Below are 21,850 nucleotides of genomic sequence, written 5' to 3' on the forward strand. Positions count from 1 at the left end.
ATTTAATTTATTTTCTGCTTAAAAAAAAATTTTTGTAGAAAATAGACCTATTTAAATTTTATTAACAATAAACCTTACTTCTGTACCATCTTCTTTAATTTTTTCTAAAACGATAGATGCTTTAGTATTAAAATGCTCAAAAGTTTTATTCATTAAACCTAATCCAAAATGATGCATTGCTCTACTAGATTTATAAATCATAATTATAGAGTTATCCGTTTTTTCTTCTACAATAAATGTAGGCAGTTCTGCATCTGGATATATTTTTTGAACTTCTACATGTATATGATTTTCAATAGATGCTAACATTTCTATAGGGTCTTTATACGTTGCCAAAAGACCTGGGTAACTTCTTTCTATCAATCCGAAAAAGTGTTCTGCATAAACTAAAAGTAAATCATCTGTAGAAATACCTGTATTACCACTTAAATTAGTAACCAATTGTAGCATTTCAGAAAAACTATAGGTGCCAATTGATGTATATACCCCTTCTGATTCTAATTTAGATTGAGAAATAATTTTATCTACCATCTCTAAACCAAACTTTTCTTCTACTAAATCTAAAAACTCTGTAAAAACGACTCCCTTCATATTAATATTTTTTTAATTCATTTATGCTCCAATAAGATAATACGGCTTCAATCTTTTTAACATAATCATCATATTTTAAAGGCTTTAAAACGTAACCAGAAACCCCTATTTTATAACATTCTTCTAGATCTTTTTGATTATCTGAAGTGGTTAAAATAACAGTAGGTATATGTTGTATCTCTTTATTATTTTTTAAGATTGATAAAAATTCTATACCACTCATTTTTGGCATGTTTAAATCTAATAAAATTAAATCAGGAAAGTTACTTTTATCTTGTAAAATTTCTAATGCTTCTTCACCATTTTTAGCTTCTTGCATAGTGTGTTCTAATTTTAACAATGAAAGTGTTCTTTTCATTTTCATAATTTCAATTAGATTATCTTCAATCAATAATACTTTTAAATTCTTAGCCATTTTAGGAGGTTTTACGTTTATTTTATACAAATTTAAGATTATTAATTAGAGTTATCTATCGATGGTTGGTCAAAAAGGATTAGGTGTAGATGAAATGCAAAAAAGTATAGACCATATTAAATTGTAAAGACAAAAAAAAGCTCCAACTTTTCAGCTGGAGCTTTTTTGTATAAAATAGTTTAGACTATTTTCTTACTGCTTTTACAATAGCTAAAGCTGCTCTCACATCTTTTTCTAATTTCGCATAATCTTTATTTGCTATAATTTCTTTAGAAATTAATTTAGATCCCATTCCAACACAAGTTACACCTGCATCAAACCAACCTTTTAAATTTTCTTCTGTTGGAGAAACTCCACCTGTTGGCATAACGCTTGTCCAAGGTTGAGGCCCTTTAACTCCTTTTACAAATTGAGGTCCATAAATATCACCAGGGAATAATTTAACGATTTCACATCCTAATTCTTCTGCTCTAGTAATTTCTGTTAAGGTACCACAACCAGGAGACCATAAAACTTTTTTACGGTTACATGCAATTGCAATATCTTCTCTTAAAACAGGAGTTACAACAAAGTTTGCTCCTAATGCCATGTATAATGATGCTGCACCTGCATCTGTTACAGAACCTACACCCATTATCATACCTGGTAATTCTGCAATAGCATATTTTGTTAACTCACCAAAAACTTCGTGAGCAAAATCTCCACGAGCTGTAAACTCCATTAAACGAGCTCCACCATCGTAACATGCTTTTAATACTTTTTTACTTAATTCTATGTCGTTATGAAAAAATAAAGGAATCATTCCTGTTTCTTTCATTACTTGTGCTACTTCTAATCTTGAAAATTGTGCCATTTTTTTAATGTTTATTTGTGTAATCGTTTATTTGTGTATTTGTTTGATCGTGTAATTGTTGAATTGTACTTGAATGTTAAAGTTACACAATTTAACAATTAAACCCTTAAACAATTTTAACTCCAGTTTAATATTTTTTTGAAATCATACACTTCAGGATTTGAAACATACTTTTTTGCATTTTCATAATCCTTTTCTTTTAAGAAGAATAAGTTTTCTATGAATAATTGTGCCATATCAGAATTGATATCTACTAATCTTGGTGGAATTTTACCATTTTCATCTTCAAAATCTTTTAGATATAAAGGTGAAATATCTCCATTAGAATTAGCACTTACAATACAACCTGTAACACCTTGATCAAATAATTTTTTAACTCCAATACCTAATAAAGTACATAAGGTTAAATCGAAAGCAATAGGATTACAACATCTTAATTCATAACCAAGCTCTACGGGTCTAGATTTAATTTCTAATCCAATTTCTTTTAACTTAACTTGTAGTAAATAATTAAATATATGAGATTTACTAACATTCCCTAATTCTGGATGTCCATGATCATCATAGGTAAAATTAATTCCAGAATTAATAATTTCCTCTTCTTCCATGAAGTGAAAAACACCTTCACTAATTAAAGCGACTCCGTATTCCACACCCATAATTTTACATTTTACAATAGAAGAAATAATCATATTGATTAACTTCTGGAATGTAATAGTTGTTTTGTTGAACATTTCTGGAATAATCACCATCTGAAAATGACATGCCGAAGCAATTCCAAATGCTAAATGCCCTGCAGAACGTCCCATTGCAGACATTACAAACCAATTTTCACTGGTTCTAGCATCTTCATAAACCGTATTACCAATACGTACACCTTCATCTTTTGCTGTATGAAAACCAAATGTTGGGTTTCTATCTGGCAAAGGTAAATCGTTATCTATTGTTTTTGGTACATGAATATGTCTAACATCTAATTCTTGCTCCTTTAAATATTTGGTTAATCTATTTGCAGTAGAAGCGGTATCGTCTCCACCAATAGTAACCAATAACTTTACATTATTTTTTTTGAAAAAATCTGCCTTAAAATCACTGTCTTTTGGTTTAAATCTGCTCATTATAAGACTAGATCCACCACGACTAAAAATACGATCTGCACGATGAAAATCGAAAATTTCCAATTCAGGATTTTCAGAAAGCAACCCTTGGTATCCATGATGCACACCAATAACCTTATAACCATCTTTCATAAAGGTTTTAGCCACAGTACTAATAACGGTATTAATACCAGGGGCAGGTCCGCCTCCACACATAATAGCTATAGATTTTTTCATGTTTTATTGTAAATGTTTAAAAATATATAATTGTTTTAATCGTGTAATTATTTTTAGCAGTTAAACGCTTAAACAATTACACGATTAAACATTTTTATCTTGCTACTCTTCCAGATGCATCACCACCCATAAGTTTGTTTACCTCTGCAACAGTAACTAAGTTAGCATCACCTTTAATAGTGTGTTTTAAACAAGATGCAGCAACTGCAAAGTCTAAAGCATTTTGATCGTTATCTGGGTAAGTTAATAATCCGTAGATTAAACCTCCCATAAAAGAATCTCCACCACCTACTCTATCTACGATATCTGTAATTTGGTATTGACGCGTTTCTAACATTTGTTTTCCATCATATAAAACTCCTGCCCATGTATTATGAGATGCAGAAACAGAACCTCTTAAAGTAGTAATTACTTTTTTAGCTCTTGGAAATTTCTCCATCATTTGCTGACAAACAGATAAAAAAGCTTCTGCTTTAACATCATGTCCTGCTGTTTGAACTGCAGCACCATCAGGCTTAATACCAAAGTGCATTTCTGCATCTTCTTCATTTCCTAAAATGATATCACAATAAGACGTTAATTCTGTCATGATTGTTTCTCTATGCGCAGCATCACAGAAATTCCATAATTTTGCACGGTAGTTTAAATCTGTAGAAATAGTAATTCCTTTTGCACTTGCCACTTTTAAAGCTTCTAAAGTTACATCTGCAGCTCCTTGAGAAATTGCAGGGATAATACCAGTCCAATGAAACCATTCACATCCTTCAAAAACTGCATCCCAATCAATCATTCCAGATTCAATTTCTGCAATAGCAGAATGCGCTCTGTCATAAACCACTTTAGATCCTCTAGATACAGCACCAGTTTCTAAGAAATAAATTCCTAAACGGTCTCCACCATACACAATCTTATCTACACCAACACCTCTTTTACGCATTTCCATCATTGCACACTCACCAATATCATTCTTTGGTAAACGTGTTACAAAATCTACATCTATTCCGTAGTTTGCTAATGATACTGCTACATTAGATTCTCCACCACCGTAAACAGCGTCAAAATTATTTGCTTGTGAAAATCTTAAAAATCCTTGAGGAGCTAATCTTAACATGATCTCTCCGAATGTTACTACTTTTGCCATTTTAATCCTTTTTTAATATTATAGTTAATTGGTTAAACGTTTAAGCAGATTCTAAAAATAAAATCAAAAGGAAAGAATTGAACTATCGTTTTGATTATAATTAATATCGAATTATATTTGCTTAATCGATTAAGCAAATATATAAAAAAAATTATTATCAAAAAGAAAACTACCATAAAAGATATTGCCAATGTTTTAAACATCTCTGCAGCTGCTGTTTCTAAAGCGCTACACAATGATGATAGAATAAGCGAAAAGACTAAGAAAGCTGTTAGGCAGGTTGCTGAAAATTTAAATTATCAGCCTAATCATCTGGCAAGTGCTCTTAGAAGTGGAAAAAGTAAATTAGTGGGTGTTATTGTTCCTAGAACAAATAGCAATTTTTTTTCATCTGTAATTCAGAATATAGAGGAAGTTTTAAATAAGGAAGGTTATAGTATCATTATTACACAATCTAACGAGTCTTTTAAAAAAGAATGTGCTAGCATAGACACCTTATTATTTACACAAGTAGATGGTATTATCGCGTCTATGGCAAACGAAACTGTAGATTTAACGTATTTTGAAAAAATTAAAAAAGCAAGTATCCCTTTAATTCTGTTTGATAGAGGAGAAAATGATTTAAATGTAGATTATATTGGTATTGATGATTATAATAGCAGTCATATAATAGTAGAGCACCTTGTTAAAAAAGGATGTAAAAGAATTGCACACATTGGTGGATATAAACATACTAGAATTTTTAACAATAGAATTAGAGGTTATATTGATGCCTTAAAAAAGAATAATTTACCTTTAAATGATGAGTTATTAATAGAAGGAAGCCTTACAATAGAGGATGGAAGAGAAAAAATGATACAGCTTTTATCTTTAAAAAATAGACCAGATGCTGTTTATGTAGCAAGTGATTATGCTGCTTTAGGAGCTTTACAAGTATTAAAAGAAAATAATATTAAAATACCAGATGAAATTGCCTTAGTAGGTTTTGGTAACGAACCCTTTACCTCTATGACAACACCAACTATAACGAGTATAGACCAGCATAGTGCAGAAATAGGACAACAGGCTGCTTTTGCTTTCTTAGCGCACGCAAAAACAAAAGTTGTTAAACAAACTTTTACCAAAAGAATATTAGATGTTGCACTTATAGAAAGAGATTCTTCTAACCGGTAATACGCCTACCTTTTCTTTACATTAGAATAGAAACTTTTTCCTATTTTTGATATGTCTATAAATAACACCAACTACTTTAAATGAAACAACTAATTATTTTATTATTATTAATTATTGCTTGTACCATTGGATATGGAAAATATAAACAATACAAAAGGTACAACTCACCAAATGTGGATTATAAAACCACTAAAAAAATAGACACGGAATACCACAATCAAGAAGTGGTATTGAATTATTATAAAGCTATTGAAAACACTAACAGTTTTATAAAAATGGAATGGACAGCTAATGATATAGATGTTAGAAGTCCAGAAGATGATTCTGAAAAAACCAAATTAGCCGTTAAAAATTATGCCGAAAAACTTGCCACTATTAAATATTATGAGAGCAAATTAGAAAAATCTTTCCTTTTAAAAGCAAAAGGTTTGTCTAATGAAGAAATACAATTTTTAGAAAAAACAGGAACCAGCTATAAGGCTTACCAAGAATCATTAGTGAATACCAAAATTAAAAGTATGTTTAATGCCAATATAAAAATGAATTATGGCCATAAAAATGCTTTGATATTTGAAATTCAAAAACAATTAAATAAAAAAGGTTTCGAGGTTTCTTTAGATGGTGCATACAAAACTGAAACGCTTAATGCAATTAAAACATTTGAAGAAAAAAACAACTTATTTGCGGATGGAGTTCTAGATGTTTTAACTATAGATGCCTTGTTTGAATAAAAAAAGAATTCTAAAAAGGGAGTTTTTTTCAATCTGAACTTATCTCAGATTCTTATGAAGATTTAAGTTCAGTAAGTGAAGATACTGAAACAAGTTCAGTATGCCAAGATTAAATCCTTTTTAGACAGCCTCTTTATCCTTATTTTTTAACCTTCTTAGCCTTATTAGGTTGTTTTTTAATTGCCTTTACTTTCTTCTTCTTTGGCATTTTACCTTTTATTCTATCTTTTTCAATGACGATATCTGCCATAAATTCTGAATTAAATGTATGCTCTTTTGCTAATTTTATAAAGGTTAAGGCTGTTTTATAGTCTTTTAATTGCTCATTTAAAATGGCTTTTTTTAGATATAAAATGGCTTTATCAGATCCTTTTACGGTTAATGCAAAATCTATAAAATCTTCAGCTTCTTTATAATCTTCATTCCATAAAAGTGTATTTATATAAGGTGTATACACTTCAAAAGCATGAATGTTTTCTGCCAAAGCTTGTTTAAAATATACGATGGCTTCTTCATACTTATACAACTTTTCTGCATAAACACGCCCCATTAGCGTTAAGGCCATTGTATTTTTATCGTCATAAGACAACGCAAAATTTAAGGCTTCCATTACCTCTTCTAAATCGAAAGGATAGCTCTCTAAAGCTTTAAAAATATAATTATTTACCAATGTTCCCATATCTTTTTCTTTATTTCTCATTGTTAGAGAAACGAAGTAAATCTTACCGTTTAATAAGATTACTTTACGTTCTTTACAAACGACAAAGTTATTCTAATTGTTTTATTAAATCGTATTTAAGTTGATTTCTCTTTTTCTTAAATAATTATTGTCTTGAATTTGTGAAATTTTATTCAATAAATCTATTTGTTTTTGGCTTATAAAATTTGCCCACAGACAAGCTTGCGTTAGGGATTGTAGCATTTGTTTGAGCTCTTTTTTCTTTTTCAGAAAAAAAGCGAGTGCGGAAAGCCCGTTAAAACGCCCAAAAATTAAAGTTTCTCTAACAAGATAATATCAAAATCTGAATTTACTATTACTTTTCCGTCTTTAACTTCTACCTCTTGGTTAGCATAAAAATCATTCAATTTCTCTCCATTTTTAAATAATGATGAAACTTGTATTTCTTTAATTCCTTTCTGTAAATTGATACCAACAATAATTTTATCAGTATTTCTAACTCTAGAAAAAACCATTCCGTTTTCTTTAGAAATAAGTGTGTGCTTCCCTGCTCCTACTGCTGGATGATTGGCTCTAAACTGACCTAATTTTTGCCAATGTTTTAAAATTTTCTGCGTTTTAGCTTTCGTTTTAATGTCATTCCAATTCATAAAAGAACGTAAAGTTGCATCCCCAACTGTCCCTTCTATTGTTAAATCTCTTGCAGATTCATCACCATAATATACTTGAGAAGTTCCGGGAGTTAACAACAACATTGTGGCTGTTTTATATGGCAATTCTCTTTCTTTATCAAAAGGTTGCCCATCATCATGAGAGGTTAGATAATTTAAGACGCCATACCCTTTTAAATCTGTATGTAAAAGCGAATCATATTTTTGAAAAACGGCTGTTTCTGGCATTTGCTTCACATTCCATTTTAACTCAAAATTGATTAAACTATTAAAAGCATGGTCAAAATAGTTGATTTTTTTCTCACCAAGATTAAAAGATTTTCCATCTGAAATAGTATAATTATACACTTCACCTACTAAATAAAAGTTGTTTTCATCCAAAACCTTTTCCGAATTATTCTTTTTATACTCTGCAAAAGCAGCATCGCATTCTTGCTTAAATTCCTGCCAAACAGACTCTTCTGTATGCTTTACAGTATCTACTCTGTAACCATCAATTCCGAATTCTGTAATATAATCTGTAAGCCATTTCATAATATAGAAACGTGGCGCTCTTGGATGTCCTGTTCTAGTAAAAAAAGTATCTAATTCTTTTACTTCTTGCTCGTAACGTCCTTCTGCTTTCCATTTTTTAACCAATTGACTTGGCAATTCTACAGCCTCATTACTTTCTGTTTTTATGTCTGGTAAATTTTTTACCAACGTACAAGAAATGGTATGTTCATAAGAATCATACGTACACGGCGGACCAGTTCTTACCCAATCTGAAGGCCAAACCGGATCTTTATCCGTAACCGGACCTGTGTGATTGATAACCGCATCTAACAAAACTCGAATGCCGTTTTTATGTGCAATTGCTACCAATTCTTTTAAGTCTTCTTTAGTTCCAAAATTTGGGTCAATCTTTGTCCAATCTTTAGCCCAATAGCCATGAAAACCATAAGACAAACCAGTTCCTTCATCAGTACCTCCATGAATTTGTTCTACAATTGGCGTCATCCAAATGGCATTGATTCCTAATTTTGTAAAATATCCTTCTTTTATTTTCTGAGTAATTCCTTTGATATCTCCGCCTTCAAAACCACGTAATTTTCCGGTTTCTTTGGTTCTATTAAAATTGATATCATTGGTGGTATCTCCGTTATTAAAACGGTCTGTCAACAAAAAATAAATGTTTGCTCCTTCCCAAACGAATTCTTTTTTTACGATTTGTTTTGCTATTTTTTCTGTTGATGAATTTTCTTTACAACTAAAAATAGTTACTAAAAGGAATAGGAAAAGTATTTTTTTCATGGATAGATTATGTATTTATACCTACAAGGTTTTTGAAACCTTGCAGGATATTTGAAAGGTATTGTAGTCTTTTAGAATTATTCTTTCAGCTTTAAAATAAAAGATTCTAATGGTTTTACATCAACTCTTACTCTCGCCTCTCCATTTTCTACTTTTAAAGTTGATGAATACGTTTTATACAATTGATCTTCTACTTGATACTCTCCATCTTTCAGTTTCCATTTTGCAATAATATCTTGTGGTACACCTAACTCAAAACCATAAGTATCATGTGCATTAAAATTAGAAACTATAATTAATTTTTCATTTTCACTCCAACGTACAAAAGACAAAACTCTTTCATTATACCATTCTGTATGCTGACGGTTAAAATAATGAATGTCTTGGTAATCGCCCATTAAGGCATCACTTTTAATGGTGAAATTTAATAAGCGTTTGTGAAAATCTCTTAAAGATTTTTCTTGATCCGTAGATTGACCTCCATCAAATTTCTTATTATTTACCCATCTTTGAAGCGTTGGAACACCAATATAATCGAAAATTGAAGTTCTAGACTCAGTTCCAAATCCTGCATTTTCTGCACCTGGTTCCCCAAATTCTTGTCCGAAATAAATCATTGTAGGCGAAGTAGAAATTGTTGCAGAAACTACCATAGCTGGTTTTGCTTTTAAAGCATCTCCTGCAAACTCTGGACTTGCAATTCTTTGTTCATCATGGTTTTCTAAGAAGTGTAACATATTATGCTCTATATCTCTTAAATCTTCTTGAATTCCAGGAATATAATCTGTTTTTCCATGCCCTTGCATTATGTGCTTAATGGTATCATATAACTGTACTTTGTCATACAAATAATCCATTTTACCTAAACGAATGTAGTTTCTATATTCATTTGGGTTGTATACTTCTGCTAATAAAAAAGCATCTGGATTTTTCATTTTAATAGCAGAATTCATATAACTCCAAAACTCTACAGGCACCATTTCTGCCATGTCATATCTAAATCCGTCTATTCCTTTTGCTGTCCAGTACAAAGCAATATCTCTAAATTTAATCCAAGAACTTGGTACTTTTTTATCTTGCCAAAACTCAAAATGTTTTTTGTAATCTTCGTTTTCAAATCCGTTTGGCAATTCATCAAAATCTTTTCTTCCGTCCGGAGAAACACCATAATTTACTTTTACCGTTTCATACCAGTCGTTAAAATGAGGTTTTGCTGCACGAGATCCATTTCCTGTCCATTTTGCAGGGTTTTCAACATATTTATGATCAGACAACCTATTTTTTTCTCCGCCTAACGGTGCATATCCATTTAAGAAATCTGGCACTTGAAACGCTTCATTTGGTACATAATAAAAATTATTATCTACATCATATTCCACTGTTTTATCATCATCTGCCCCAAAATCTTTGGTCCCTTTAGGATTTGATAAACTTTGATAATTTCTTGCAACATGGTTTGGTACAATATCAATAATTACTTTTAATCCATTTTTATGAGAACGAGCTACTAAAGCCTCAAATTCTTCTAATCTGTTGGCTACATTTACAGCTAAATCCGGATTTACATTGTAATAATCTTTCACTGCATACGGAGAACCTGCTCTACCTTTTACAATATCCGGATCATCATTAGAAATGCCAAACTTTGTATAATCTCTAATTACATCATGATGCGGAACACCTGTATACCAAATATGAGTAACACCTAAATCTTTTATTTCAGACAAGGCTTTATTTGTAAAATCGTTGAATTTACCCACACCATTTTCTTCAATTGTTCCCCAAGGTTTATTCGTGGTGTTTGTATTACCAAACAAACGTGTAAATACCTGATAAACTACTTCCTTTTTCTTTTTTGATGCACTTTTCATGTCGTTTTTTGATTTTTTTTCTGTTGAACAACCAATTACCAATAGTAAAATTAAAACGGATAAAACGCTATTTATTTTTCTCATAATTGATTATTATTTTAATGCTATTTTTACTCTTAATTCTTTCTTAGTATTCCATTTTAAAGGAATGGTAAGTGTATTTTTTTCTAATGAAAATTGTTTTCCTTTTCCATCGATTTTTATCTTTTTAGGATTCCAATTGATACTATGTATGATTAATTTAATTTCTTTTTCTGATGAATTCCAATTAGCACCTAACTCTGCTTCTAAATCAATTTCTAACCAACGTTTTGTTATTTCAGATTCAAAGGTTAGAATTTCATATGCTCCTTTCTCAAAAGCATTAGAAAGTAAACCATTGTCATTATACATTGAACCCTCACTTTTTTGCACTGATGCATCGTAATAATAATGAAGATCTAAAACATCACCTGTATAATCATCTGTTGTTTGAACAATTTTTGTCATCGGAATAAAAACACCTCCTCTTACATAGGTAGGAATCGTTTCTTCATTTAACTGAACAGTTTTAGTTTGTCCTCCTTCAACTTTTTCGTCCGTATAAAAATTAAACCAATTGGCTGTTTTAGGAAAATAAATTTCTTTTGTTTTTACGGCATCTTTTAATATTGGCGTAATTAAAAAGTCTTTTCCCCACATATATGTTGTTGAATTACTCATCAACTTTTCATCATCTTCTTCAAAGAAAATAGGACGCATTAAAGGTGTACCTTTTTGATTGTTTTCAAAAGCCACATTGTAATTATAAGGCAATAATTTGTAGCGTAATTCAATTGCTTTTTTAGCTAATTCCTTGGCGCTATCACTTCTAAAAACAGGTTCACTAGCAACTCCTTCTTGCGCATGCGGTCTAAAAATAGGTTGAAAAACACCATATTGCAGCCAACGTGTGTATAAATTATCGTCTAAATTATCTCCGGCAAATCCGCCTAAATCAGAATGCATATACCCCAAACCTTGCATGCCCATTTGTAAGGCAATTTCTGGTTGAGATTGCAATCCGCCCCAAGTTCTATTTACATCTCCAGACCAAGGAATCATACCAAAACGTTGCGAACCTGAAGAACCTGCACGCATTAAAATAAACGGTCTTTCTTGCGGAAATTCCTTTTGATATCCTTCAAAAATTAAACGCGCCCAATCATGTCCATAAATATTATGAATTTCATCTGCTTTTTTATTCTGGAAATTTACCCAAGACGGCAATACTTCTGGTTCTCCTAAATCTCCCCAAAGTCCTTTTGCTCCAAGATTTATAAGTTCTTTATAAATGTTCCAAAACCACTCTTTTCCTTCCTTTTTGTAAATATCTACAATACCTGTATTACCAAAATAGAAATCATATTTAGCTGAATTTCCTATGGAATCTGTTGCTAAAACTTCTTTTTCTTCAGCTTCATTCCACTTTTTAGAAGTGGATAAAATAAAAGGTTCTGTAATTAAAACAGTTTTAATTCCCTTGTCTTTAAGCCTAGAAATCATTGCTTTAATATCAGGAAAAGAGTCTTTGTAAACCTCAAGATTCCCCATGGTGCCTTGCAACTCTTTTCCAAACCAATACAAATCTAAAATCACGGCATCTACTGGTATTTTTTCTTCTTGAAATTTAGCTATGGTAGCTTCTGTTTCTCGCTGAGAATGATACCCAAATCTACTAGAAAAATTACCTAAAGTCCAACGGGCAGGCAAAGGTTGTTTTCCTGTTAAAGTGGTATAATTATTCACCAAATCTTCCCAAGAATCCCCTACAACAACTTGATAAGTTTTTCGTCCAGAAATAGTTTCATACGTTAAGGAATTGTCTTTTTTACTATCTAAATCTAAATAACCAATGGGTGCATTATCAAAATGCAGCATGTATTTTTTTGATGAAATTACCAACGGAATTGTAAAGTTCATTAACTCTGCATGCGTTTCGTAGCCATATTGCGCTCTGTTATAAAGTGGTAATCTGTAACCTCTTCTATTCATACCTAAAGCTCTTGCTCCAGCTCCATATAAAACTTCCTCAGCAGTTAAATTGAATTCAATTTTTTCTGTTTTTTTAGCTACAATATTCCCTTTTACCGATTCCAACGGTTGATGTTTGGATTTAAAATATCCTTTTTTCTCTGATGTAATTTCTTTATCCTTATAAAAATAAGAAATTTTAAAAGGTGATTTTTGAATTTTTACGGAAATACCTTTTGAGGAAAAATCAACAAAGTATTCCGATTCTTTTAACTGAACATCTGCCAGATTTGGTTTTAAAACAACCGCATGAGAAGTAGAATTAAATTCTTCTCCTTTTGGAATAAAAGATGTTTCTACAATTTTAGAGTTATAAAATTGAATTTGGTAAATTCCATCATTCACTTCAATTTTCAATAAATTTCCTTTATCAACACTTGCTTTTTTAAAAACTCTTTTAGAGTTTTGAGTAAAAGCAAAAGATGCTATAAACAATAATAAAAAAAGAATGATATAGGTTTTCATATTAATGTGTTTTAAGTCTTTTGGTTTTTGTTACAAAAAGGAATACCTGCTTATTTATAACTATATTTTCGTTGTTAAAATAATACTACCTCTATCGGTTAATTGAATTTCATTTCCCCATACAAACTCTTCGTCTGTAATAATATTTTTTACTGTTTTTCCTTTCATTCCAACCTCTTCAAATCGGTTTAAATCAACCGTAATAGGTTCTTTATTTTTATTGATAATATGCACTACGGTTTCATCATCTTTTATTCTAAACAAGAAATAAACACCCATTAAAGGCGCAAAATGTATTGTTTTTCCATCATGAATGGCTGCACTATTTTTACGATAGTTTAAAAGCTTTTTAATAAAAGATTGCATGTCCTTTTGGTATTCATTTAACCCTTCTCCAGTAAAAGCATTTACAACATCATCTGTCCAACCTCCAGGGAAATCACTTCTAATTAAACCATGATCTCCTGGATTTGCAGAATCGCTCATTAAAATTTCTGTACCATAATATATTTGTGGAATTCTAGGCAAAGTCAACATATAACTTAAACCCATTTTCACTTTATAAAGATCTTCCCATAGTTCTGTATATATCCGGGTTTTATCATGGTTATCTAAAAAAACTAGAATATCTTTTGGAGTTGTATAATGAAAATCATTTGCTAAACCTTCATACAATTTTACTAACCCTTGATCCCAAGATTCTTCTTCATTTAAACCTTCTACAATAGCTTTTTGCATCGGAAAATCCATAGGTGATTTTAAGTTAGACTCATAACCATCTTTATTACAAGCTCCTCGTTGCCAATAACCAACAATTAAGGGGTTGTAACTCCATTCTTCTCCTACAATAGAAAAATTAGGGTATTCATGCATAATAGCACCTGCCCAATTACTCATAAAGGCTTTATCTGGATATGGATAGGTATCTTGTCTAATACCGCCTAACCCCAACGTTTCTATCCACCAGATACTATTTTGAATAATATATTTGGCTAAAAATGGATTCCGTTGGTTTAAATCTGGCATTTTAGGCGAAAACCACCCTTCATTATTCCCTTTTACATCAGCCTTTGCGGCATATATATCTTGATTTGTAGTTCTTCTATGATTAGATCCTATATTGGTTTCATTATTCCAATTATTAATATTCTCTTCATAGTTTTTTTGATTGTTTAACCAATCATCAAAAGGTAAATCCTCCATCCACCAATGGCCAATACCACAATGATTGGCAACTTGATCCATGATTAATTTCATATTTTTTTCTCTTAACTTATCAGCTAATTTTTTATATTCTGATAAATTACCAAAACGAGAATCTACTGTATAGAAATCTGTAATTGCATAGCCATGATAAGAACTTTCTGCCATATCATTTATTAACACTGGCGTTGGCCAAACAGCTGTAAATCCTAAGTCGTAAATATAATCTACATGATTTATGATTCCTTGTATATCACCACCGTGGCGCTTATAATTATCAGAACGATCTATATCTGTTTCTTTTAATGCTAAATTAATGTTATTAGAATCATCTCCATTTGCAAAACGATCTGGTGTAATTAAATAAATAGCATCAGAACTGTTAAAACCAATATAATCTTCCGCGTTTTTCTCTCTTGATTTTAACTCATACGTATGCGTTTTTTTTGTACCATCAGTAAAATTAAAATCAATATTAAATACACCTGGATTTGTTGATTTATCAATGATTAAATCAATAAATAAGTAATTGTTACTTCTAGCTTTGTTAACTTTTTCAATAGAAACCCCTTCGTAAGAAATGGAAGGTGTTGCAAACCCAATATTTTCTTCTTTAACTAATAATTGTAGTGAAGTATCCTTAAAACCAATAAACCAATTAGGTGGTTCTACTCTTTCAATTTCGTTTATTACTGCTGTAATTTCCTTAGTAACCTCCATTTTATTTTGTTCTCGTTTTTGGCATGAAAACAAAAATACGATAACAAAAATTATAAGAACAGTTAAAAGGATGTATTTTAATAGTTTCATTTTATCCTATTTAAACCTCAAAGGTTTTAAAAACCTTTGAGGTTTGCTTTGTTACTATTTATTCAAGTTCTTCAAAATTATCACTTTGTTCATTTTCATAATGAACATGAATAAAATTATCTTTATCATCAAATAATACAATTACTTCTTCTCTCTTTAAAATTGTTGGTTTTGATGATAAAATAGATTTATAAGATGAATATAAATATTCTTGATAATTATCTGTAAAACCATGTTTAAGAGGATTTAAATGAATATATAAAATTACATTTCTTAAATAATTTAAATCCGTAATTCTATTACGTTTAAATCTAACTTTAAACAAACTTCCTTCTCTGTTGTACTTTTTATTTATAGCTTTTGTATAAGCATTAAATAAGTTAGAAAAAGGTTGAGATAACTTATCTAAATTTATTTTATTAATTAATGATAACTCTTCTCTTGACTTTATTTTAATCAATAAATGAAAATGATTTTTCAACAAACAGTACACATATACATCTGCAATTGGTGAAATATGCTTTTTTACTAAATTTAAAAAATGTGAATAATTACTATCTTCAACAAATAAATTTTCTTTATTATTTCCTCTATTATAAATATGGTAAAAATGGTCTGGTTCTAAAACATCATATTTTTCCATATTTTTAATTCGATTATTATGTAAACCTCAAAGGTTTTAAAAACCTTTGAGGTTCGTATTTATATTTAGTTATTTGGTGACACAGTTACTTGCGCTCCATCAACCAAAATATCTATTGCTTCTTTTCCTGCTAAAGTAAATTCAGTTCCTGTTTGAGAAACATTTACGGTAATTACTTGGTGTCTAAAATTCACTTTAAATGAATACGCTTTCCATCCTTTAGGTATTTTTGGAGAAAAAGAAAGCGTGTTATTTTTTACTCTCATTCCTCCAAAACCTTCTACAATACTCATCCAAGTTCCTGCCATAGAAGTAATATGTAACCCTTCTTCTACTTCGTGATTATAATCGTCTAAATCTAAACGAGAAGTACGTAAATAGAACGTATACGCCTGGTCCATTCTGTCTAATTTTGCAGCCTGAATACTGTGTACACAAGGAGACAATGAACTTTCATGTACCGTAAATGGCTCGTAAAAATCGAAATGACGTTCTAATTCTTCCGTAGAAAAATCATCTTCGAACATATAAAAACCTTGTAAAGTATCGGCTTGTTTTATGTACGGAGAACGTAAAATTCTGTCCCAACTCCATTTTTGATTTATTGGTCTTTGGCTTTTATCTAAATTGGCAACCGTAATTAATTCTTTATCTAAGAAACCATCTTGTTGCAAATACACCTTGTTTTTTTCTGAATATGGGAAATACATTCCATCAGCAACACTTTTCCATTTCACCAATTCTTCATCCGTGAAATTAACTTTTTCTTTTATTCTGATGTAATCAGAAACATGATCCGTTTTTACAGTTTCGATATTTTCTAACGCATAATTAATACACCATTTAGCAATGTAATTCGTGTAAAAATTATTGTTGATGTTATTCTCATATTCATTAGGACCTGTAACACCCAAAATCATGAATTTGTTTTTATCCGAAGAAAAAGTTGCTCTTTGTTGCCAAAAACGTGCAATGGCAATTAAAACTTCCAATCCTTTTTCTGGAATGTAAGAATAATCATTTGTAAATCTATAATAGTTATAAATAGCAAAAGCGATGGCACCATTTCTATGAATTTCTTCAAAAGTAATTTCCCATTCGTTATGGCATTCTTCACCATTCATGGTTACCATTGGATACAACGCAGCTCCATTAGTAAAACCTAACTTTCCTGCATTTTCAATAGCTTTATCTAAATGATTGTATCTGTATTCTAACAAGGTTCTTGCAACAGATTGATCTTTGGTTGCCATATAAAAAGGAATACAATATGCTTCAGTATCCCAATAAGTACTTCCTCCATATTTTTCTCCTGTAAACCCTTTCGGACCAATATTTAAACTAGCATCTGTACCTAAATACGTTTGATTTAATTGAAAAATATTAAAACGAATTCCTTGTTGTGCTTTTACATCACCCTCTATAGTAATGTCGCTCATGCTCCAGATTTGTGCCCAAGATTCTTTTTGCTTTTCTAATAAAACATCAAAACCAAAACTCACAGCTTTGTCTAAAGCTACTTTTGCAGCAGCAACTAATGCTTCTTTATCATGATCTCTATCAACTACATAACCACCAAATTTATGAATGGTAAATGTTTGATTTTCTTTAATATCTTGTTGATATGTAGAAGAAATTAAGTTAGAAGTTTGCTCACTTTTACCACTCACCTCAACTTCTTTATTATCTATAAAAAAACGAGATTCCATAAAAGTACACGTATAAAAATGTGTTTTCATGGTTCTTGCCTCAATATAAGATTGTTGGTTCTTTTGAGAAACTTTTAAAACATCCCAAAATTGATCATCCCAATTGGTATCTTCATTGGTAATTCCTGCATCTATATAAGGAATATATGTAATTTTAGCATCGGAATTTAACAAAGTAATATTGTAACTTATAGCACCAATCTCATCGATTTCTAGACTTAAAAAACGTTTTGTAGCAACATTAATTTTGATTCCGTTTTGTAAAACAGCTTCAAAACTTCTAGACAAACAACCTTCTTGCATGTTTAACTCTCTCTTAAATTTAGAAACCTCTTTACAGGTGTTTAAATCTAATTTTTCCTCATTGATAAGTACGTTAATTCCAATCCAATTTGGTGCATTCAATACCTTTGCAAAATACTCTGGATATCCATTTTTCCACCATCCAACACGTGTTTTATCTGGGTAATAAACACCACCAATATAACTCCCTTGAAAAGTTTCTCCTGAGTAATTTTCTTCAAAATTTGCTCTTTGTCCCATGGCGCCATTACCAATACTGAACAAGCTTTCTGATGATTTTACTTTCTCTGAATTAAAGCCTTCTTCTATAATAGACCATTCGTTTGGTATGATATAATCTTGATTCATTTTGTTTTTTTAAGATATAAGAGCAAAGATGCTAGACCGCTACGCTATTAGACTGACTCTTGCTATGTAATTTATTTTTTGATCTTGTTTCTTGACTCTTTTTAGTCTTGTTTCTATTCTAGACCTACTTATTTATCAATCAACTCCTGAATAAAATCAGTACTGATTTCTGTAAAATCCAAAAAGTTAAATTGTGCTTCAGAAAGTATTTTTTGATCTCCAATACCTATACTAATCATTTTTGCAGCATTTGCAGCTTCTACACCGGCAACAGCATCTTCAAAAACAACACAATCATTTGCATTTACACCTAATTGTTTTGCTGCTAAAAGAAAAACTTCAGGATCTGGTTTTGCTTTGGTTACATTATTTCCATCTACAATAGTATCAAAATAGTGTAAAAGTCCTACTTTTTCTAAAATAGGTTGTGCATTTTTACTCGCAGAACCTAAAGCAATAGGAATATTTTGTCCTTTTAAAAATTCTAAAACTTTAGGCACATCAGGTAAAATCTCTGAAGCGTCCATATTTTCGATATACTTTAAATAATCTACATTTTTTTCGATCATCCAAGTATCAAACTCTTCTTGTGTAGCTTCTCTATTACCAATTTCTAACAAAATTTCTAAACAACGTTTTCTGCTTACGCCTTTAAATAATTCGTTTTGTTCTTTACTAAACTCGAAACCTAGTTCGTTTGCTAGTTTTTTCCAAGCTAAATAATGGTATTTTGCAGTGTCTACAATAACACCATCCAAATCGAATATAAATCCTTTTTTCATGTATTTTTAAATTTTAATTTTGAAATTTAATTAATTTTAAAGTCAACTAATTAAATATATATGCTTTTTATTTTTAAATCTCTTCTTGATAACTAATTGCGTTTTTATTGGTAATTAATAAATTACATAAACCTGCAATTATTAAACTAATTCCTGCAACTGTCATAGCATTAATAGCATCTTCTCCTAATAAATTAGAGACATAATTAATCCCTCCTAATGCGGCAATAATTTGCGGAATTACAATAAACATATTAAATATTCCCATAATTACTCCCATTTTCTTTGGATCTACAGAACTAGATAACATCGCATATGGCATGGATAATATACTACCCCAGGCAAAACCAATTAATACAAAACAATATTTTAAATTTTCTGGTGATGCATAACTCATCGCTAAAAAACCTGCACCTCCAATAATTAAAGAAAACATATGTACATATTTTCTGTTGATGTTTCTTTTGGAAGTATATAAGGTTAATAACAAAGCAAATACCATTGAAGATAGTCCGTAAATTCCCATTGCAGAACCTACTGAATTAGATGATTCTTGAAATTTTGTATTGGCTATTTTAAACGCTTCTGCTTGTACCGTATCTGCCATATTAAAAGCGGCTTCTATAGGAGCTGGCGTATGAAACACATGTTCTGTTAAAGCAGGGTTTGCCATAGACCACATGGTAAAAAAAGCAAACCATGAGAAAAACTGAATCACTCCCAATTTTTTCATTGTGGTTGGCATGCTGCCAATATTGTTTAAGATATCTGGAATAAAATTATTCTTTTTCTCCTTTTCTTTTTCAAATTCTACCATGTCTTCTGGCGGATATTCATCCGTTGTAAAAACGGTATATAAAATACTTGCCATAAAAACAAATGCTCCAATAGCAAAAGCAATTTTTACAGACATTGGTACAACACCAGATGCCGCTTCATTACTTACACCAAATTGAGAGACCATCCAAGGTAAATTACTTGCAATCCAAGTTCCAATACCTATAATTAATGTTTGTACAACAAAACCATAAGATCGTTGAGATTGTGGTAATTTATCTGCTACTAAAGCTCTAAAGGGTTCCATAGAAACATTTATAGATGCATCTAAAATCCATAAAAAACCAGCAGCAACCCATAAAACAGGAGAATGAGGTACAAAAAACAGTGCTAAAGAACTTAAAATAGCACCTACTAAAAAGTAAGGTTTTCTTCTCCCCCATTTTATACTCCAAGTTCTATCACTCATATAACCAATAATTGGTTGTACAAGTAACCCTGTTAAAGGTGCGGCTATCCAAAGCATCGGAATTTCTTCCTTACCGGCTCCTAAAGTTTGAAAAATTCTTGACATGAATCCACCTTGCAAGGCGAACCCGAATTGTATTCCTAGAAATCCAAAACTCATGTTCCAGATTTGCCAGAAGCTTAACTTACGCTTTTCCATTATCGTATTCTATTAAGTAACTATTACGATAAGCGACTAGACTTATCAATTCATAAATTTTGTGGAATGTAATTTATTGATAAATCAGATTAATGAAACAAAAGTAGATATTTTATCTGAATTTATGGAAAAGTAATAAAACTATCTACGACGACGTTTTCGTAGATTCTCGTAGTTTTAAGTCGCTAGAAATAACAATTTTTTTAGGTTTGTAAACTTCAGAATCCTTTTCAATTCGTTCTATTAAAAGTTCTACTGCTTGTTTACCCATAACAAAACCATGTTGTGCAACAGTGGTTATAGATGGAGATGAGTACCTAGAGATTAAACCATCTGTAAAACCAATGATTGCAATATCTTCAGGAACCCTTAAACCTTTATCTTTAGCTAATTTCATTGCCTTTGCTGCATAAATTTCATTTACCGCAAAAATACCATCGATATCTTCTTCAAATATTTTTTCTATTTGATTACAGATATTAATACTTTCATCAATCTCTATAATTAATTTAGAATCTGTTTTAATATAGGCTTCAATCAAAGCTTTTTCATAGCCCTGCCTCCTTAAAGCTCCTACATTCACATGTTTTGGTGTTGTTAATAAAGCAATTTTACTTCTTCCGATTTCTAACAAATGTTTGGTAGCTTTAAACCCAGCTCCAACATCATCTACCACTACTTTATCGCATAGAATTTCATCTACAACTCTATCAAATAATACTAATGGAATTTCTTCTGATACTAAATCCTGAAAATGTTTAAAGTCTTTATTTTCTAGAGTTTCATTCGCTATTGAAACGATTAAACCATCTACACTTCCGTTTGATAAAACTTTTAGAGTCTCTACCTCCTTTTTATAGGATTCATTCGAAAAACACACCATTATATGATACCCTTTTTCTATAGCTCCTTCTTCTATCCCCATAATAACTGTAGAGAAAAAATGGTGTACTATTTTAGGTAAAATAACGCCAATTACTTTTGTTTTCTGATTGCGAAGTTGCAATGCTAAACTATTAGGTTTGTAATTATAGTAATCTGCAAAAGCTTGAATTTTCTCTTTTGTTTCTTTACTAATTTCATGACTGTCTTTTAGAGCTTTTGAAACAGTAGATGTAGAAACACCTAATTCCTTAGCAATTGTTTTTATGGTTATTTTTTGCTTCATTATTTATCAAAAGTAAAATATTAGTGTTAAATTTCATTAATTATGTAATAATAACTCAAAGAAAGTTGTTAACACGAAAACGTTTTCGTGATTTAAATCATGTTGTAAATGTTTCTCTAATAGGTATATTTACAGAGTGGAATGTAAATTTATTGTAAAATCACAAACTCA

Annotated in this window: 17 protein-coding genes; 2 read left to right on the top strand and 15 right to left on the bottom strand. The window is 30.7% G+C overall.

Going from position 1 to position 21,850, the window contains the following annotated elements; translation table 11 throughout:
* Positions 1–51 precede the first annotated feature (51 nt).
* The 5 genes from JOP69_RS05020 to JOP69_RS05040 all read right to left on the bottom strand — a co-directional run bounded on the left by JOP69_RS05020 (position 52) and on the right by JOP69_RS05040 (position 4,334).
* Positions 52–591, bottom strand: coding sequence for a heme NO-binding domain-containing protein (locus JOP69_RS05020; protein ID WP_203392188.1), 540 nt, complete (start codon positions 589–591; stop codon positions 52–54).
* Position 592: 1 nt separating this feature from the next.
* Complete coding sequence (locus tag JOP69_RS05025; protein ID WP_203392187.1) at positions 593–1,006, bottom strand: response regulator; 414 nt, start codon at positions 1,004–1,006, stop codon at positions 593–595.
* Between the two features lie 184 nt (positions 1,007–1,190).
* Positions 1,191–1,859, bottom strand: coding sequence for a bifunctional 4-hydroxy-2-oxoglutarate aldolase/2-dehydro-3-deoxy-phosphogluconate aldolase (locus JOP69_RS05030; RefSeq protein ID WP_203392186.1), 669 nt, complete (start codon positions 1,857–1,859; stop codon positions 1,191–1,193).
* Positions 1,860–1,975: 116 nt separating this feature from the next.
* Positions 1,976–3,193 (bottom strand): 6-phosphofructokinase, encoded by a 1,218-nt coding sequence (locus JOP69_RS05035; RefSeq protein WP_203392185.1) that lies wholly within the window; start codon positions 3,191–3,193, stop codon positions 1,976–1,978.
* Between the two features lie 94 nt (positions 3,194–3,287).
* The gene (locus JOP69_RS05040; RefSeq protein ID WP_203392184.1) at positions 3,288–4,334 is read right to left on the bottom strand and encodes a sugar kinase; all 1,047 of its coding nucleotides are present in this window, start codon (positions 4,332–4,334) and stop codon (positions 3,288–3,290) included.
* A 117-nt stretch (positions 4,335–4,451) separates the two neighbouring features.
* On the opposite strand from JOP69_RS05040, the gene JOP69_RS05045 reads away from it, so the two are divergent.
* Both JOP69_RS05045 and JOP69_RS05050 read left to right on the top strand, forming a co-directional pair.
* Positions 4,452–5,507 carry a LacI family DNA-binding transcriptional regulator gene (locus JOP69_RS05045; protein ID WP_252191195.1) on the top strand — a complete coding sequence of 352 codons (1,056 nt, stop codon included), beginning with the start codon at positions 4,452–4,454 and terminating at the stop codon, positions 5,505–5,507.
* A gap of 80 nt (positions 5,508–5,587) precedes the next feature.
* Positions 5,588–6,238 (top strand): peptidoglycan-binding protein, encoded by a 651-nt coding sequence (locus JOP69_RS05050; protein ID WP_203392183.1) that lies wholly within the window; start codon positions 5,588–5,590, stop codon positions 6,236–6,238.
* Positions 6,239–6,377: 139 nt separating this feature from the next.
* On the opposite strand, the gene JOP69_RS05055 is transcribed toward JOP69_RS05050, so the two are convergent.
* The 10 genes from JOP69_RS05055 to JOP69_RS05100 form a co-directional block, all read right to left on the bottom strand.
* On the bottom strand, positions 6,378–6,938 hold the full coding sequence (locus tag JOP69_RS05055) for a M48 family metallopeptidase (protein ID WP_249987898.1): 561 nt from the start codon (positions 6,936–6,938) through the stop codon (positions 6,378–6,380).
* A 290-nt stretch (positions 6,939–7,228) separates the two neighbouring features.
* On the bottom strand, positions 7,229–8,881 hold the full coding sequence (locus JOP69_RS05060) for an alpha-amylase family glycosyl hydrolase (protein ID WP_203392182.1): 1,653 nt from the start codon (positions 8,879–8,881) through the stop codon (positions 7,229–7,231).
* Between the two features lie 77 nt (positions 8,882–8,958).
* Positions 8,959–10,836, bottom strand: a complete 1,878-nt coding sequence (locus JOP69_RS05065; protein ID WP_203392181.1) for an alpha-amylase family glycosyl hydrolase — start codon at positions 10,834–10,836, stop codon at positions 8,959–8,961.
* A 9-nt stretch (positions 10,837–10,845) separates the two neighbouring features.
* Positions 10,846–13,269 carry a TIM-barrel domain-containing protein gene (locus tag JOP69_RS05070; RefSeq protein ID WP_203392180.1) on the bottom strand — a complete coding sequence of 808 codons (2,424 nt, stop codon included), beginning with the start codon at positions 13,267–13,269 and terminating at the stop codon, positions 10,846–10,848.
* Positions 13,270–13,329: 60 nt separating this feature from the next.
* Positions 13,330–15,282, bottom strand: a complete 1,953-nt coding sequence (locus JOP69_RS05075) for a glycoside hydrolase family 13 protein (RefSeq protein ID WP_203392179.1) — start codon at positions 15,280–15,282, stop codon at positions 13,330–13,332.
* 58 nt (positions 15,283–15,340) lie between these two features.
* Entirely contained in the window at positions 15,341–15,925 is a 585-nt protein-coding gene (locus JOP69_RS05080) for a transposase (RefSeq protein WP_203392178.1), read from the bottom strand.
* Between the two features lie 65 nt (positions 15,926–15,990).
* Complete coding sequence (locus JOP69_RS05085; protein ID WP_203392177.1) at positions 15,991–18,285, bottom strand: glycoside hydrolase family 65 protein; 2,295 nt, start codon at positions 18,283–18,285, stop codon at positions 15,991–15,993.
* A 128-nt stretch (positions 18,286–18,413) separates the two neighbouring features.
* Positions 18,414–19,067, bottom strand: coding sequence for a beta-phosphoglucomutase (gene pgmB / locus JOP69_RS05090; protein ID WP_203392176.1), 654 nt, complete (start codon positions 19,065–19,067; stop codon positions 18,414–18,416).
* A 73-nt stretch (positions 19,068–19,140) separates the two neighbouring features.
* Entirely contained in the window at positions 19,141–20,511 is a 1,371-nt protein-coding gene (locus JOP69_RS05095; protein WP_203392175.1) for an MFS transporter, read from the bottom strand.
* Positions 20,512–20,656: 145 nt separating this feature from the next.
* The gene (locus JOP69_RS05100; RefSeq protein ID WP_203392174.1) at positions 20,657–21,679 is read right to left on the bottom strand and encodes a LacI family DNA-binding transcriptional regulator; all 1,023 of its coding nucleotides are present in this window, start codon (positions 21,677–21,679) and stop codon (positions 20,657–20,659) included.
* Between the last annotated feature and the right edge of the window lie 171 nt (positions 21,680–21,850).

Source organism: Polaribacter sp. Q13, assembly GCF_016858305.2.
Taxonomy (GTDB): Bacteria; Bacteroidota; Bacteroidia; order Flavobacteriales; family Flavobacteriaceae; genus Polaribacter.

Coding starts and splice junctions, on each gene's coding strand:
- JOP69_RS05020 (WP_203392188.1), bottom strand. CDS start 591: ATGAAGGGAGTCGTTTTTACAGAGTTTTTAGATTTAGTAGAAGAAAAG.
- JOP69_RS05025 (WP_203392187.1), bottom strand. CDS start 1,006: ATGGCTAAGAATTTAAAAGTATTATTGATTGAAGATAATCTAATTGAA.
- JOP69_RS05030 (WP_203392186.1), bottom strand. CDS start 1,859: ATGGCACAATTTTCAAGATTAGAAGTAGCACAAGTAATGAAAGAAACA.
- JOP69_RS05035 (WP_203392185.1), bottom strand. CDS start 3,193: ATGAAAAAATCTATAGCTATTATGTGTGGAGGCGGACCTGCCCCTGGT.
- JOP69_RS05040 (WP_203392184.1), bottom strand. CDS start 4,334: ATGGCAAAAGTAGTAACATTCGGAGAGATCATGTTAAGATTAGCTCCT.
- JOP69_RS05050 (WP_203392183.1), top strand. CDS start 5,588: ATGAAACAACTAATTATTTTATTATTATTAATTATTGCTTGTACCATT.
- JOP69_RS05055 (WP_249987898.1), bottom strand. CDS start 6,938: ATGAGAAATAAAGAAAAAGATATGGGAACATTGGTAAATAATTATATT.
- JOP69_RS05060 (WP_203392182.1), bottom strand. CDS start 8,881: ATGAAAAAAATACTTTTCCTATTCCTTTTAGTAACTATTTTTAGTTGT.
- JOP69_RS05065 (WP_203392181.1), bottom strand. CDS start 10,836: ATGAGAAAAATAAATAGCGTTTTATCCGTTTTAATTTTACTATTGGTA.
- JOP69_RS05070 (WP_203392180.1), bottom strand. CDS start 13,269: ATGAAAACCTATATCATTCTTTTTTTATTATTGTTTATAGCATCTTTT.
- JOP69_RS05075 (WP_203392179.1), bottom strand. CDS start 15,282: ATGAAACTATTAAAATACATCCTTTTAACTGTTCTTATAATTTTTGTT.
- JOP69_RS05080 (WP_203392178.1), bottom strand. CDS start 15,925: ATGGAAAAATATGATGTTTTAGAACCAGACCATTTTTACCATATTTAT.
- JOP69_RS05085 (WP_203392177.1), bottom strand. CDS start 18,285: ATGAATCAAGATTATATCATACCAAACGAATGGTCTATTATAGAAGAA.
- pgmB (WP_203392176.1), bottom strand. CDS start 19,067: ATGAAAAAAGGATTTATATTCGATTTGGATGGTGTTATTGTAGACACT.
- JOP69_RS05095 (WP_203392175.1), bottom strand. CDS start 20,511: ATGGAAAAGCGTAAGTTAAGCTTCTGGCAAATCTGGAACATGAGTTTT.
- JOP69_RS05100 (WP_203392174.1), bottom strand. CDS start 21,679: ATGAAGCAAAAAATAACCATAAAAACAATTGCTAAGGAATTAGGTGTT.